Origin of the sequence: Kitasatospora sp. NPDC057500, from assembly GCF_042802195.1 — a bacterium.
Lineage (GTDB): Bacteria > Actinomycetota > Actinomycetes > Streptomycetales > Streptomycetaceae > Kitasatospora.
This window is the reverse complement of the sequence record NZ_JBHVER010000027.1, coordinates 42,238-56,907: the sequence shown is the minus strand read 5'-3', so window position 1 is coordinate 56,907 and position 14,670 is coordinate 42,238. Positions and strand designations below refer to the sequence as shown.

15 protein-coding genes are annotated in these 14,670 nt (G+C 73.1%); 11 read left to right on the top strand and 4 right to left on the bottom strand.

What is annotated here, in order from left to right; translation table 11 throughout:
* Positions 1–248: 248 nt before the first annotated feature.
* From ACFU74_RS09095 to ACFU74_RS09060, 8 genes are all read left to right on the top strand, one after another.
* Complete coding sequence (locus tag ACFU74_RS09095; protein ID WP_380754089.1) at positions 249–1,439, top strand: ROK family protein; 1,191 nt, start codon at positions 249–251, stop codon at positions 1,437–1,439.
* Between the two features lie 107 nt (positions 1,440–1,546).
* Entirely contained in the window at positions 1,547–2,908 is a 1,362-nt protein-coding gene (locus tag ACFU74_RS09090) for an ABC transporter substrate-binding protein (RefSeq protein ID WP_380754087.1), read from the top strand.
* Between the two features lie 38 nt (positions 2,909–2,946).
* Positions 2,947–3,945, top strand: coding sequence for a carbohydrate ABC transporter permease (locus tag ACFU74_RS09085; protein WP_380754085.1), 999 nt, complete (start codon positions 2,947–2,949; stop codon positions 3,943–3,945).
* A 14-nt stretch (positions 3,946–3,959) separates the two neighbouring features.
* Complete coding sequence (locus ACFU74_RS09080) at positions 3,960–4,883, top strand: carbohydrate ABC transporter permease (RefSeq protein WP_380754082.1); 924 nt, start codon at positions 3,960–3,962, stop codon at positions 4,881–4,883.
* Positions 4,883–6,178, top strand: coding sequence for a 6-phospho-beta-glucosidase (locus ACFU74_RS09075; RefSeq protein WP_380754080.1), 1,296 nt, complete (start codon positions 4,883–4,885; stop codon positions 6,176–6,178). Before ACFU74_RS09080 ends, ACFU74_RS09075 begins: the two co-directional genes overlap by 1 nt.
* Before the next feature lie 130 nt (positions 6,179–6,308).
* On the top strand, positions 6,309–7,328 hold the full coding sequence (locus ACFU74_RS09070) for an N-acetylglucosamine kinase (protein ID WP_380754077.1): 1,020 nt from the start codon (positions 6,309–6,311) through the stop codon (positions 7,326–7,328).
* A 134-nt stretch (positions 7,329–7,462) separates the two neighbouring features.
* Positions 7,463–8,005 carry a hypothetical protein gene (locus ACFU74_RS09065; protein WP_380754074.1) on the top strand — a complete coding sequence of 181 codons (543 nt, stop codon included), beginning with the start codon at positions 7,463–7,465 and terminating at the stop codon, positions 8,003–8,005.
* A 110-nt stretch (positions 8,006–8,115) separates the two neighbouring features.
* On the top strand, positions 8,116–8,550 hold the full coding sequence (locus ACFU74_RS09060; protein ID WP_380754072.1) for a YybH family protein: 435 nt from the start codon (positions 8,116–8,118) through the stop codon (positions 8,548–8,550).
* Between the two features lie 72 nt (positions 8,551–8,622).
* Here the strand turns inward: ACFU74_RS09060 and ACFU74_RS09055 are convergent, their stop codons facing one another.
* Positions 8,623–9,030 carry a RidA family protein gene (locus ACFU74_RS09055; RefSeq protein ID WP_380754069.1) on the bottom strand — a complete coding sequence of 136 codons (408 nt, stop codon included), beginning with the start codon at positions 9,028–9,030 and terminating at the stop codon, positions 8,623–8,625.
* 85 nt (positions 9,031–9,115) lie between these two features.
* Positions 9,116–9,682, bottom strand: a complete 567-nt coding sequence (locus ACFU74_RS09050) for a DUF4291 domain-containing protein (protein ID WP_380754066.1) — start codon at positions 9,680–9,682, stop codon at positions 9,116–9,118.
* 209 nt (positions 9,683–9,891) lie between these two features.
* Here ACFU74_RS09050 and ACFU74_RS09045 point away from each other — a divergent pair, with 209 nt between their 5' ends.
* The 3 genes from ACFU74_RS09045 to ACFU74_RS09035 are packed head-to-tail and all read left to right on the top strand — an operon-like array spanning position 9,892 to position 11,979.
* Positions 9,892–10,308, top strand: a complete 417-nt coding sequence (locus ACFU74_RS09045; protein ID WP_380754063.1) for a hypothetical protein — start codon at positions 9,892–9,894, stop codon at positions 10,306–10,308.
* A gap of 2 nt (positions 10,309–10,310) precedes the next feature.
* Positions 10,311–11,048, top strand: a complete 738-nt coding sequence (locus tag ACFU74_RS09040; protein ID WP_380754060.1) for a hypothetical protein — start codon at positions 10,311–10,313, stop codon at positions 11,046–11,048.
* Positions 11,049–11,070: 22 nt separating this feature from the next.
* Positions 11,071–11,979 carry a transporter substrate-binding domain-containing protein gene (locus ACFU74_RS09035; protein ID WP_380754057.1) on the top strand — a complete coding sequence of 303 codons (909 nt, stop codon included), beginning with the start codon at positions 11,071–11,073 and terminating at the stop codon, positions 11,977–11,979.
* 26 nt (positions 11,980–12,005) lie between these two features.
* Here the strand turns inward: ACFU74_RS09035 and ACFU74_RS09030 are convergent, their stop codons facing one another.
* Both ACFU74_RS09030 and ACFU74_RS09025 read right to left on the bottom strand, forming a co-directional pair.
* Positions 12,006–13,784 carry a glycoside hydrolase family 3 protein gene (locus ACFU74_RS09030; RefSeq protein WP_380754054.1) on the bottom strand — a complete coding sequence of 593 codons (1,779 nt, stop codon included), beginning with the start codon at positions 13,782–13,784 and terminating at the stop codon, positions 12,006–12,008.
* Positions 13,781–14,533 carry a tyrosine-protein phosphatase gene (locus tag ACFU74_RS09025; protein WP_380754051.1) on the bottom strand — a complete coding sequence of 251 codons (753 nt, stop codon included), beginning with the start codon at positions 14,531–14,533 and terminating at the stop codon, positions 13,781–13,783. Before ACFU74_RS09025 ends, ACFU74_RS09030 begins: the two co-directional genes overlap by 4 nt.
* Positions 14,534–14,670: the final 137 nt, after the last annotated feature.

Sequence of the window (14,670 nt, the reverse complement as noted above, 5' to 3'; positions counted from 1 at the left end):
GTATTCAGCAGTAGCCGATCCGCCCTTTGGTTCCACCCGTCTCACCGGCTGGGCGGGCGTGAGCCCCGGCCCCGCGGCGGTGGGGGGATCGGGGGGCGGGTGCCGGCTGGTAACGAGTCGGCATCCTCCGGGGGAAGGGCCATTGACACTCCGCTGACGGGGCCCGTACGGTCCTGTCCCGAGCGACTGGAAAGTTTCCTAACAGTTCGCCACCACCGGTCGGCCGCCCAGAGGAGGAGGATCTTCGCGTGACCAGAAGCACCGCCAAGGCCCCCCTCGCCGGCACCCCCAGCCTGCTGCGGGCCATCAACGACCGCGCCGCACTCGAACTGCTGCTGGAGAACGGGCCGCTCTCCCGTACCCAGATCGGCACCCTGACCGGGCTCTCCAAGCCCACCGCGTCCCAGCTGCTGGCCCGCCTGGAGGCGGCCGGGCTGGTGCTGCCGGTGGGCACCACGGCGGGCGGCCCGGGTCCCAACGCGCAGCTGTACCAGGTGAACCCGGCGGCCGGCCACGTGGCCGGACTGGACGTCACCAACAGCGAGGTGCGGGTCGCGGTCGCCGACATCACCGGCTCCACCCTCGCCGAGCACGTCGTGCCCACCAAGGGCTGGGCCGCCGCCGAAACGATTCCCCGGGTCGCCGGCGCGGTCGCCGAGGCGGTCCGCGCCGCCGGGCTCGCCGAGGACGCGCTGCACACCGTGGTGATCGGCGTCGGCGGCGCGCCCGACCCGGTCACCGGCAAGCTGCGGTACGCCTCCCACCTGCCGGGCTGGCACGCACCGCGGCTGGCCGAGGGCCTCGCGCGGGCGATCGGCGCCCCGGTGACCATCGAGAACGACGTGAACCTCGCCGCCGTCGCCGAGCAGGCCTCCGGCGCGGCCCGCGGCTTCGAGGACTTCGTCCTGCTCTGGGCCGGCGAGGGCATCGGCGCGGCGATCGTGATCGCCGGCCGGCTGCACCGCGGCTTCACCGGCGGCGCCGGGGAGGTCGGCTACATGCCGGTGCCCGGCGCACCGGTGGTCAAGGACGTCCGCCGCCGCAACTCCGGCGGGTTCCAGGAGCTGGTCGGCGCCCCCGCCGTCCGGGCCCTGGCCAAGGAGCACGGGCTCGGCGCGCCGACCGCCGAGGAGTCGGTCGCCAAGGCCCTGGAGACCCCGGGCGCCGGCGACGCGTTCCTCGCCGAGCTGGCCACCCGGCTGGCCGTCGGACTGGCCGTGATCGTCGCCGTCGTGGACCCCCGGCTCGTGGTGGTCTCCGGCGGGGTCCCGAACGCCGGCGGCGAACGGCTGCGGGCCCTGGTCGCGGAGGAACTGGCCCGGATCGCCGCCGCCCGGCCGGAGGTGCGCGGCAGCGCGCTGACCGGCTCCCCCGTCCTGCTCGGCGCACTGCAACGCGCGCTGGCGGCCGCCCGCGAGGCGGTCTTCTCCACACACTGACGCTCCGCCCGCTCCACCGCACGTCCCTGCACCCACCTCTCCCCCATCCCCCAACGCGGGACCCGAGGCAATGACGCCTGCCCGCGCAGCCCCAGGAGGACCTCGAAGTGCACTCCACCACCTCACGCTCGCGCAGAAGCCGCCGGACCCTCGCCGCCGTCACCGGCAGCGCCGTCCTCGCCCTGCTCGCCACCGCCTGCACCGGCAGCAGCGACGGCAGCGGCAGCGACGACTCGGCGAGCGGCAAGGACGTCACCATCACCTTCTGGCACGGCTGGAGCCAGGAATCCGAGGTGAAGGCGATCAACGACAACATCGCCGCCTTCGAGAAGGCCCACCCCAACATCAAGGTCAAGGCCGTCAGCAACATCGCCGACGACAAGGTCAACCAGGCGCTGCGGGCCGGCGGCGACGACGCCCCCGACGTGGTCTCCTCCTTCACCACCAACAACGTCGGCATGTTCTGTTCCACCAAGGCCTTCGCCGACCTCAAGCCGCTGCTCGCCAAGGACGGCATCGACCCCGCCAAGACCTTCCCGGCCGCGATGCTCAACTACACGCAGTTCCAGGGCAACCAGTGCTCCCTGCCGCTGCTCGGCGACGCCTTCGGCCTGTACTACAACAAGAAGGCCTTCGCCGACGCGGGCATCACCAACCCGCCGAAGACCTTCAGCGAGTTCGCCGAGGCCGCCAAGAAGCTCACCATCGCCGAGGGCGACAGCTACAAGCAGCTCGGCTTCATGCCGCTGTACCACGGCTACGAGTCGACCACCGAGCACCTCCTCGGCCAGTACGGCCCCAGCTACTTCGACGCCGCGGGCAAGTCCACCATCGCCACCGACCCGAAGATCGCGGCGATGATGAACTGGCAGAAGGGCCTGGTCGACCAGCTCGGCGGCTACGACAAGCTGGAGAAGTTCCGCGCCACCTTCGGCGAGGAGTTCAGCGCCAAGAACCCGTTCCACACCGGCCAGGTCGCGATGGCCATGGACGGCGAGTGGCGCACCGCCTCGCTCGCCGCCGACAAGCCGGACTTCGAGTGGGCCACCGCGCCGTTCCCGGTGCCGGACGACCAGGCCGGCACCTACGGCCGCGGCTACCAGACCGGCACCATCGTCGGCATCGCCAGCACCAGCAAGAAGCAGGCCGCGGCCTGGGAGTTCGTCAAGTTCCTGACCACCGACACCGACGCGGTCGTCTCCTTCGCCAACACGATCCACAACGTGCCGAGCACCTTCGCCGCGCTGGAGTCGCCGAAGCTGATCGCCGACGAGAACTTCAAGACCTTCGTCGAGATCGCGAAGAACGCCAACTCCGGCACCACGCCGCCGGTGGTCAACGGCGGCGGCTACATCGTCTCGCTGCAGAACCTCGGCTACGACTACGAGTCCGGCAAGCAGACCGATCTCGCGGCCGGCCTCGCCGCCACCGCCAAGGAGATCGACGCCGCCATCGCCCAGGCCAAGTAGCGCCCGGCGCGTCCGGCCGGCCCGTCCACGGAGCTCCCATGTCACTCGCGTCCGCCACCCGCAAGGGGGCCGGAGCGACCGCCCCGGCGGCGCCTCCCGCGCAGCAGTTGCTGCGCCGGAAGCGCCGCCGGGCGGCGGCCCGCACCCTCGCCTTCCTCTCCCCCTGGCTGATCGGCTTCAGCGTCTTCTTCCTGTACCCGCTGATCTCGACCATCTACTTCTCGTTCACCAAGTACAACGGCTTCGGCTCGCCCACCTTCAACGGCCTGAAGAACTGGGACTACGTCTTCAACGACCTCCCGGCGTTCTGGCAGGGCATGCGCAACACCCTGTGGCTGGTCGTCATCATGGTGAGCCTGCGGGTGGCGTTCGGCCTCGGCATCGGCATGCTGATCACCAAGATCAAGAGCGGCGTGGGCCTCTTCCGCACCGCCTTCTACCTGCCGTACCTGGCCCCGCCGGTGGCCGCCACGGTCGCCTTCGCCTTCCTGCTCAACCCCGGCACCGGCCCGGTCAACCACTTCCTCGGCGAGATCGGGCTGCCGCAGCCCGGCTGGTTCGCCGACCCGGAGTGGTCCAAGCCCGCGCTCACCCTGCTCGCCATGTGGGGCGTCGGCGACCTGATGGTCATCTTCATGGCGTCCCTGCTGGACGTCCCGAGGGAGCAGTACGAGGCCGCCGAGCTCGACGGCGCCGGCCCGTTCCAGCGCTTCCGGTACGTCACGCTGCCGAACATCTCGCCGATCATCATGTTCGCGGTGGTCACCGGCGTCATCCAGACCATGCAGTACTACACGCAGGCGATCGTCGCCGGCAAGGTCGCCGGCGGCATCGCGGGCAACTCCGGCCAGCAGTTCGAGCCCGGCTACCCGTCCGGCTCCACCTGGACCCTGCCGCAGATGGTCTACAACCTCGGCTTCCAGCGCTTCAACTACGGTGCGGCGTGCGTCGTCGCACTGGTGCTGTTCGTCATCTCGATGGCCGTCACCTCGGTGCTGATGCGCCGCCGGTCCGGCTTCATGGCCAGCGACGACTAGCGGGGACACGAATCATGACTCTCAGCCAGACCCTCCCCGCCGAGGCACCCGGCAAGCGGCCGGGCCGGGGCACCGCCCGCGGCCCCGTCACCGCCGCCGCCCGCACCGCCCGCCGCCGCGCGCTGCTCAACTGGGTGGCCGTCCACTCGCTGGCCGTCGCCGCCGCACTGTTCTTCCTGCTGCCGTTCGTCTTCGCCTTCCTGACCTCGGTGATGTCGGACGGCCAGGCGCTCACCACCAACTACTGGCCGACCTCCTGGAACTGGGGCAACTACGGGAAGGTGTTCGACACCCCCGGGTTCCTCACCTGGTGGCGCAACACCCTGCTGTACGCGGGCCTCGGCACCGTGCTGACCATCGTCTCCAGCCTGCCGGTCGCCTACGCGCTCGCCAAGTTCCGCTTCCGCGGCCGCAACCTGGCGCTGATGGCGGTCATCGCGATGATGATGCTGCCGCCGCAGGTCACCATCATCCCGATGTACCTGTTCTGGGCGAAGCAGATGGGCCTGGGCGGCTCGCTCTGGCCGCTGATCATCCCGATGGCCTTCGGCGACGCCTTTTCGATCTTCCTGCTGCGGCAGTTCCTGCTGACCATCCCCCGCGAGTACATCGAGGCGGCCCGGATCGACGGCTGCGGCGAACTGCGCACCCTGCTGCGGGTGGTGCTGCCGATGGCCAAGCCCGCCATCGCCGCCGTCGCGCTGTTCCAGTTCTTCTACTGCTGGAACGACTACTTCGGCCCGCAGATCTACGCCAGCAACAACCACGACGCCTGGACGCTCTCCTACGGCCTGGAGTCCTTCAAGGGCGCCCACCACACCAACTGGAACCTCACCATGGCCGCCACCCTCCTCGTGATGGCCCCGGTGATCGTCCTCTTCTTCTTCGCACAGAAGGCCTTCATCGAAGGCGTGACACTGACAGGGGTCAAGGGCTGATGTCCGCACTCAAGCTGGCCATCGTTGGCGGCGGTTCGACGTACACCCCGGAGCTGATCGACGGCTTCGCCCGGCTGCGCGACACCCTGCCGATCGGGGAACTCGTCCTCGTCGACCCGGCCGCCGACCGGCTGGAGCTGATCGGCGGGCTGGCCCGGCGGATCTTCGCCAAGCAGGGCCACGGCGCGGCCGTCACCACGACCACCGACGTCGCGGCGGGCGTCGCCGACGCCGACGCGGTGCTGCTGCAACTGCGGGTCGGCGGGCAGGCGGCCCGCAACGAGGACGAGACCTGGCCGCTGGAGTGCGGCTGCGTCGGCCAGGAGACCACCGGCGCCGGCGGCCTCGCCAAGGCGCTGCGCACCGTCCCGGTGGTGCTCGACATCGCCGAGACCGTCCGACGCGCCAACCCCGACGCCTGGATCGTCGACTTCACCAACCCGGTCGGCATCGTCACCCGCGCCCTGCAGAACGCCGGCCACAAGGCCGTCGGCCTGTGCAACGTCGCCATCGGCTTCCAGCGGCGCTTCGCCAAGCACCTGGGCGTCGAGCCGGAGCTGGTCCGGCTCGACCACGTCGGCCTCAACCACCTCACCTGGGAGCGCGGGGTCACCCTGCTCGACGCCCCGGGCGCGGCGGGCGGCCGCGAGGTGCTGCCGGAACTGCTCGCCGGCTTCGGCAGGGAGATCGCCGAGGACCTGCACCTGCCGCAGCGGGTGATCGAGCGGCTCGGCGTCGTGCCGTCCTACTACCTGCGGTACTTCTACCAGCACGACGTGGTCGTGGAGGAGCTGAGGACCAAGGGCTCGCGGGCCGCCGAGGTCGCCGAGATCGAGCGGCAGCTGCTGGAGATGTACGCCGACCCGGCCCTGGACACCAAGCCGGAGCTGCTCGCCAAGCGCGGCGGGGCGTTCTACTCCGAGGCGGCGGTGCAGCTCATCGCGGCGCTGCTGGGCACCGGCGGCGGCACCTCCGTGCAGGTCGTCAACACCCGCAACGACGGCGTGCTGCCGTTCCTGCCGGACGACGCCGTGATCGAGGTCCCGGCCGAGGTCGACGCGGCGGGCGTGCGCCCGCTGCCCCAGCGCCCGCTGGAGCCGCTGTACGCCGGCCTGGTGGCCGCCGTCACCGCGTACGAGCACCTCGCCCTGGACGCCGCCCTGCGCGGCGGACGCGACCGGGTCTTCGACGCACTGCTCGCCCACCCGCTGGTCGGCCAGATCGAACTCGCCGACCAGCTGACGGACCGGCTGCTCGCCCACAACCGCGAGCACCTCCGCTGGGCGCGGGCCTGACCCGCCCGGCCCCCGGTCTCCGGCCCGCGCTCCGTGGGGGAGTGCGGGCCGGATCGCGGGCGGAGCCACGCCACCCCCGGCCGGGAAAGACCCCCGGCCGGGCCACGTACGACGAGCCGCGGGAACCCCAATGACCCACCAGCCCGAACCGCACCTGCCCGGCGTCCTCGCCATCGACGCCGGCAACTCCAAGACCGACGTCGCCCTCATCGGCGCCGACGGCACCGTACTCGGCTCGGCCCGGGGCGGCGGCTTCGTCCCGGCGTCCGTCGGCGCCGCCGCCGCCGTCGCCGGACTCGCCCCGCTGGTCGCGGAGGCCGCCGCGGCCGCCGGCGTCACCGGCTGGAGCGGCCCGCTGACCACCCACGTCAGCGCCTGCCTCGCCAACGCCGACCTGCCGGTCGAGGAGGAGGCGCTGCGCGCCGCCCTGGAGTCCCACCCCTGGGGCGCCAGCAACACCGTCGTCAACGACACCTTCGGCCTGCTGCGGGCCGGCACCGACGGCCCGCGCGGCGTCGCCGTCGTGTGCGGCGCCGGCATCAACTGCGTCGGCCTGCTGCCCGACGGCCGCACCGCCCGGTTCCCGGCCCTCGGCCAGCTCACCGGGGACTGGGGCGGCGGCTGGGGCCTGGCCGGTGCCAGCATGTGGCACGCCGTCCGGGCGGAGGACGGGCGCGGCGGGCCGACCGGCCTGGCCCCCGCCATCGCCGAGCACTTCGGCCTGCCGACCACCGGCGCCGTCGCCGAGGCCGTCCACCTCGGCCACCTGCCGTCCATCCGGCTGCACGAGATCGTCCGGGTGCTCTTCGCCGTCGCCGGGACCGGGGACGCCACCGCCCTGTCGCTGATCAACCGGCAGGCCGACGAGATCGTCCGGCTCGCCGTGGTCGCCCTGCGGCGCCTGGAGCTGCTGGAGACGCCCACCCCGCTGGTGCTCGGCGGCGGGGTGCTCGCCTCCCGGCAGCCGCTGCTGCTCGACAACCTGACGGACCGGCTGGCGGCGGTGGCACCGCTCGCCGAGCCGCGGGTCGTCGTCGCCCCGCCGGTCCTCGGTGCGGCGCTGCTCGGTCTCGACCACCTGGAGGCCGGGCCGCAGGCCCAGGAGCGGGTCCGCAAGGCCTACGACCCCGCGCACCCGGTCGCGGCGTAGCGGCCGCGCTCCGCCCGCCTCCGCCCCCGCCGGGTCCGCACACCCGGCGGGGGCGGGCCCCTCCGGCCCCGGTCCGGCGGATTCCACATGCGGCCGGATGTCCCGTCCGGCCCGCTCCTGGGAGACTTCACCCCATGACCGCGCCCCGTCGCCTCCTCCTCGCCGTGCTGCTCTGCTGCACCGCCACCGCCGGGCTCGCCGCCTGCACCCCGATCGACGAGGACCCGACACTGGCGATGGCCTCGGACGACCTGGAGGGCCCCGAGGATCCCGAGGACCCCGCAGACGCCGGGACCGACGGGGACGCCGGGGCCGACGTGTTCGGGGCCGCCCCCGACACCTACTCCCCCGACGCCTGCGCCGCCCACACCACCCGCCGCACCGTCCAGGTCCTCGACGCCACCGCCGGCCGCCTCACCGTCCGCCCCACCTGCGCCCCCGACGCCGCGTCCGCCGTGCACCCCCTCGCCGCCCACGCCACCGCCACCCTGGTCGACCTCCCCCACGACGAGCCCGCCAAGGAGGTCCAACTCCCCGTCCTGCTGGACCACCTGGACTCCTGCCTCGCCCCCGACGCCGCCCCCGAACCCCCGTACGCCTGCTACGGCAACACCTACGACATCGTCCTCGACTCCCGCGGCCGGATCACCCGGATCCGGGAGCTTCCGGACCGGTGACCGGGCCCGGCGGCCCCCGGACTTGACCTCAAGGGCGGTTGAGGTTGTCGGATGGGGGTCCGGCGGTGATCACCGCCGGATGTCACCGAGTTCGGGGAGAGGTGCTGGTCATGGCCGGCGAGGTGCTGGTGGCGGGAGACGTACCGGTGGAGGTTCGGGAGGCGGTGGCCGGGGTGGTCGCGGCGCTGGAGGAGGCGTTCAACCGCAAGGACGCGGAGGCGCTCGGCGCGCAGTTCGGCGAGCGGGCGTCCTGGACCAACGCGGCGGGGCGGCGGCTGGACGGGCGGGCGGAGATCACCGCGTTCAGCGCGCCGGCGATGCGGGAGTTCCTCAAGGACTCCTTCGCCCGGTACGAGGTGGTGAAGCTGCTGGCGATCGCGGACGGCGTGGTCGCCGTCAACGTGGCCCAGACGCCCACCGACGCCGAGGGCCGGCCGGTGGAGGGTCCGCACGGGCGGGCGCTCTACGTGGTCGCCCGGCAGCCGGAGGGGTGGAAGATCGTGGCCGGTCAGAACAACGCGGTCGATGCCCAGTCCGCGGCGTAGTTCCTGACCGGTCCCGGACCGGGGCCGCCTCCCGATCCCGTGATCGTGCCGGGGAGGCGGCTCCACCGTCCGTCAGGGGGCCGGACGCACGGCGATGGCGTCGATCTCGACGAGCATCCCGGGCAGCGCCAGGGTGGCGACCCCGCTGAGGGTCTGCGCGGGCAGGCGCTCGCCCCAGGTGTAGCGCAGGGCCTTGTTGAGGACCGCCAGCTTCTCCTCGTCGTGGTCCACGATGAACGAGCCGAGCCGGACGACGTTCTCGAAGCCGAGGCCGACGGCGGTCAGCGCCCGGCGGAGGTTCTCCAAGGAGAGCTCGACCTGGGCGGCGAAGTCCTCCACCGCCACCTGGCCGTCGGCGCCGGAGGCGTACTGCCCGGCGAGGTAGACCGTGTCGCCGGGGGCGGAGACGATGTGGCTGTAGCCGAACGGCCTGGGGTCGTGCAGGTCGGCGGGGTTGATGATGGTGCGGTTGTCGGTCACGGGTGGTTCCTCTCCGGTGCGGTGCGCGCGGTTCGACCGGGACAACGCCGCACCGGTGCGCGATCATCCGGCACTTGACGGAACATCACCCGTTGGCACCAATCCTGGCGGCGAGCGGGCGCGGGAGCGGGTACGGGCGCTCCGGGGGCAGCAGGCGCTGGGCGTGGGCGGTGCGGCCCTGCTGGAGCAGGCCGGCGATCCGCCGCACCTGCGGGGTGAGGTCGGTGATCCCGGTGATCCACTCCTCGGCGAAGGTCCGGATCAGACCGCGGCCGACGCCGACCTGGATGCTGTAGTGGTTGAGCGCGGCGCCGCGCAGGGAGCGCTCCGGGTCCCACTGGACGTGCACCTCGGCGCGGTCCAGCAGCGCCGGGTCGCCGGTGGTGAGCACGGCCCTCCCCAGCGCCTCCTCCCAGCCCGCCCGGGTGATCCGGACGGCCAGCACGCGTTCCTGACCGGGCTTGCGGGCCCAGTTGCTGCGGTGCATCAGCCAGCTGAACGAGGGCTTGATCCACGTCATCCGCCCGAAGGAGAACGGCGCGACGAACCGCCCGGCGGCGAGCGCCGGCCCGGCCACCGCGGGGGCGTACGCCTGGTAGACGACGATGGTGTCGGCGTCGAAGTCGGCCCGGATCCCGTACAGGTGCTGCATGACGGCGGACTCTGCCAGCGCACCGCCGCCCGGCGCGAACGGTTTTCGGCACGCCCCCGCCGACCTGCGGCTCTCCGCCCCGCCCGCCGCGCGGGCCGAGCACCCCGGAAACGATTCGGTGAGGACCAGTGCGCCGCCGCCCCTCCATCGCTACCATCGCAGTCGCCGCGGCCACCGACAGCGAGTGGCCAGGACATTCTGGGGGGCCTGTGTCCGAGCTGCTCACCGACATCACCGCGATCGCTCCGTACTTCACGGTAGCCGCGACCGCCTTCGGAACCCAGCTGGCCGAGGAGGCGGCCCAGCGCGTCGCCACCGGGACGGCGGACGCGGGCGAGGGCTTCTTCCGCCGGCTGTTCGGCCGGCGCTCCGGCGAGGTCGCCGAGGTGCTGAACCGTCACGACCTGCCCGAGGAGCGGGTCGACGAACTGCTGACCGGCCTCGACGAGGCCGATCGCGCCCGGCTGTCCGAGGCGCTGAAGACCTGGCTGCAGGGCCCGGAGGCGGAGCCGCCCTCCGCGGAGCGGCTGGTGGAGGCAGTCCGGACGGTCACCATCAACTCGTACGGCGACCGGGCGTTCATCGCCTCCCACATCGAGAACTCCACGTTCAACTTCAACAACTAGCGGTGGACGAGCACCCGGGCCCGGACAAGCCCGTCGACATCAAGACGTACGGCGACAACTCGTGGAGCGCCGGCCACATCTACCGCTCCACGTTCAACTTCCTGAAGAAGCTCGATTCGTGGCCGCTCGTGGCGCCGCTGCCGCTCCTGCTGGCCGTCGGCACCGCCGGGTACGCGGCCCTGTCCTGGCCCGGCGGTCCGCAGGACCAGTACCTCTGGTTCTACGCCGCCCTCGTACCCGGCTTCGTGCTGTCGGTGAAGTGCGCCGTCACCGGATCGGCGGGGGCCTCGCGCAAGTGGCCGAGGGCGGGCCTGCTCGTCCTGGCGTCCGCGCTGGTCCTCTCCCTGCTCGGCCTGGCCGGCCTGGAGAACGTCCGGCGCAACGGCGAGGTCCCGGTGGACGTCTCCGTCCGGGGTACCGGGCCGCTGACCGCCACCGGGCCGCAGACCCTCGTGCTGCCCGCGCAGGCCCCGGGGAAGGCCCGTGACCGGCTCCGGCTCGCGCTGACCATCGCGGACGACGATCCGGCGGCGCCGACCTGCGTCCACCGGACGACCGCGACGCTGACGGTTCTCACGCCGGGGGTCACCCCGGGCGTGCAGCGGGTGCCCGCGCAGTCGGTGGTGGAGTTCGACCTCGGCGGACAGCGCGGCGAGGTGGCCGTCGAGCTCTCGCTGCAGACCCGGGAGAACTGCGTGATGCGGGTGGCGAAGGCCGACGGGACGCTCTTCAACGACTGACCAGGACCATGGGGGGAAGCACATGAAGGACACCGGACGGCGGGTGCCGCCGCTCCGGGCCGCCACGGCGGCGGCCCTGCTCGCCGTCACCGCCGCGGGGTGCGGGGCGGACCCGGATCCGTCGATCTTCGCCGACCGGAAGAAGGTCCGGATCGGGGCGAAGAGCGACCAGCCCGGCACCAGCCTCGAACGGCACGCCGGCGACTTCGACGGGCTGGACATCGCGGTGGCCAGGGAGCTGCTGGACCGGGTCGGGGCGGAGCCCCCGATCTTCAGCGGCATCCTCTCCAAGAACCGCGCCCCCGCCCTGCGGGAGGGGGAGGTCGACCTGGTGGTGGCGACCTTCTCGGTCACCGCCAAGCGGATGCTCCCGGTCGGGGAGGGCGGCGACGGGCTCGACTTCGTCGGCCCCTACGCCTCCACCCAGCAGGGCATGCTGGTGCGGGCGGCCGACCTGGAGCGCTACCGCACCCTGGACGACCTCAACGGCCGGCTGGTGTGCGTGTGGAAGGGCACCACCTCGGCCGACGAACTGCGCAAGCCCGCCTACCAGGCGATCCGGCTGCGGGAGGAGGAGGACGCGGGCTACTGCGTCAACGCGCTCAAGGCCGGCGAGGTCGACGCGGTCTCCACCGACCAGCTGATCCTCTACGGCTTCATGGAGGCGGAGCCGACCCTGGCGGTCGCGCCGGCGATCGCGTTCGCGGAGACCAACGACTACGGCGTCGCCATGGCGAAGGGCCACCGCGAGGACTGCGAGCGGCTGCGGGACGCGCTGAAGAAGTACGTGGTCAGCAACGAGTGGGACCGCGACGTCGAGAACAACCTGCCCCGGCTGCCCCTGGAGCGGCGCAACGAGGCCAGGCCCACGGAGGCCGAGATCGACGGCGTGTCCTGCCGCGACCGCCCGGTCGGCGCACCCGTGGGCTGACCCCGGGTGCGCCGGCCGCGCGGGTGTCAGACCGTGCGCGGGGCCGTCGGGTGGCCGGCCGGGAAGAGCGGGTCCTTCGTGTCGAAGGGCACGTCCTCGCGGGAGGCCGCGACGGCGGCGTCCGAGCGGGGCAGGTCGAACGGCAGCGTGCCGGGCATCGGGGCGCGGCCGAACACGGCGTCCAGCACGACCTCGTCGGCGGCGCCGAACTCGCCGACCAGCAGGGCCGCGTGGGGCGCGAACGGGGTCAGCACGGCGGGGCGTTCGAGCAGCGCCACGACGGCGGTGGGGACGGCGTCGGCCAGCGCGGCGATCCTGGCGGCCTCGGCGGGCTCGAACTCCAGGGTGCCGGTGTGGAAGTGCTGCTCCAGCATCCCCTCGCGCTTCTCGTACGGCGTGGCGAGGCGGACGACGGCGACGTCGGCGTCCTCGGGGCGCTCGACGACCGTCCCGTAGCGGGCCGCCACCTCGGCGTCCACGCCCTCGGCGTAGATCCGCCCGCCGGCCAGCGGCTGTCCGGCGAGGCGGACCAGCGAGGCGGCCTGGACCCTGCGACCGAGCTCGCGGCCGGCCGGGGCGCCGACCAGCGCCGCGGCGGCCTCGACGTCCACGTACGGGTCGTCGAACAGGCCCAGCCGGAACTTGTCGCGCAGGATGCGGCGCACGGACTCGTCGAGGCGGGCCTCGGTGACGGCGCCGGAGCGCACCACGCCGAGGATCAGCTCGGGGTCGGTCTCGCCGCCGAGCTGGTCGGCCCCCGCGTGCAGGGTCATCGCGACCTGCTCGGGCACCGACAGCTCCTCGACGCCCCAGTGCCGCGGCGGCAGGCTGACGACGCCGGGGATCTCCATGCCGGTGATGGCGTTGAAGTCGGTGCAGACCACGCCGTCGAAGCCGTACCTGCCGCGCAGCAGGCCGGTGATGACGTCGTGGTTGAAGTTGGCGCCGACCTCGGTGAGCCCGGAGCCCGCCGGGATCGCGTAGGCCGGCATGATCTGCGCGGTGCCGGCCTCGAACGCGGCTTCGAACGGACGCAGGTGCTGCTCGAAGGCGCCGCCCGGGTAGGCCAGGCTCCGGCCGGCCGCGAAGTGCGAGTCCTCGCCGTTGTGCTGCGGGCCGCCGCCGGGGAAGTGCTTGGTCATGCAGGCGACGCTGTCCGGCCCGATCCGCTCGCCCTGGAGGCCCCGGATGTAGGCGGCGATGATCCGGGAGACCCGCTCGGGGTCCTCGCCGAAGGTGCCGCTGATCCTGGCCCAGCGCGGCTCGGTGGCGAGGTCGGCCATCGGGTGGATGGCGACCCGGATGCCGACGGCCCGCAGCTCCCGGGCGATCAGCGCGGTGTACTCCTCGACCAGTTCCGGATCGTCGGTGGCGCCGAGGCCGATCGGCTCGGGGCCGACCGAGAAGCCGCCGCCGGCGAAGGCGGTGGCCGGGTTGGTGGTGAAGCCGTGCCGGGGGTCGGAGGCGAGGGTGACGGGGATGCCGAGGCGGCTCGCGGCGGCGAGGTCCTGCACGTGGTTGTTCCACGCGGCCATGGTCCGGGCGTCGGGGACCATCGTCATGCCGAAGGAGGTGAGGCCGCGCTCGGTGATGAGGTGGTCGCCGGACGGGAAGGGGCCCAGGTTGCCGGCGATCATCCGGCCGACGAACATCTGCGCGGCCTTCTCCTCCAGGGTCATCCGGGCCAGGAGGTCCTCGACGCGCTCCTCGACGGGCAGCCGCGGGTCCTCGTAGGGCTCCATGGTGCCGTTGTGGTTGAGGTCGCGGAACGGCGTGCCGTCGGTGTGGTGCAGCAGGGCCCTCATGCCGTCACCTCGGCGGCGGCGGGGGCGGCGGCCTTGGCGCGGAAGGCCTCGACGGTCGCGGCGTCCACTCCGCAGTGGGCGAGCAGGCCCTCGGTGCCCCCGTAGCGGGCGTCGACCAGCTCCAGGAAGGCGGCCATCGCACCGGCCGGGGCCTCCAGCAGCGGGCGGGGGACGGTGAAGGTGCCCGCCGCGTGGTCGTTCAGGGCGGCGCGGTTGCGCTCGGCCAGGTTCGCCCAGATCTGCGGCAGCGCCTCGGTGGTGCGGTGGTAGTCGGCGACGATCTCCTCGGCGGGGACGCCGAGCAGGTCCAGCAGCAGGGCGGTCAGCCAGCCGGTGCGGTCCTTGCCGGCGGCGCAGTGCACCAGCAGGCCGCCGGGGCGGACGGCGGCCTCCACGGCGAGCTTGACCGCCCCGGGGGCGGACTCGGCCATCAGCAGGTAGAAGGCGCCGAGGTCCTCGTCGGTGACCATGTCCTTCATGGCCGCCTCCAGCCGGCGGTCGGTGGGCTGGACGCGGGCGGCGACCACCTCGATGCCGGCCGCCCGGGACTGCGCCCAGTCGGTGTCCTCCGCCTCGATGTCGCCGCGCAGGTCGATGATCGTGCGGATGCCGGCGGCGTTCAGCTGCTCGACGATCGCGGCGTCGTCGCCCGGGTACGGCTGGGCGGAGCGGTGCAGGACGCCGTGGCGCACCCAGCGGCCCTCGGGGTCGGCGAGGGCGGCGGGGTCGCGGAAGTTGACCAGGGTCATGGCGGGGCCTTTCGGGGCGGGAGAACCGAGGGGGACGACGGAGCGGGATGACAGGGGGACGACGAGGGGGATGGCAGGAACGGCGGGGATGGCGGGGATGGCGAGAGGGTGAGAGGGTGAGACATCTAGACGTCTAG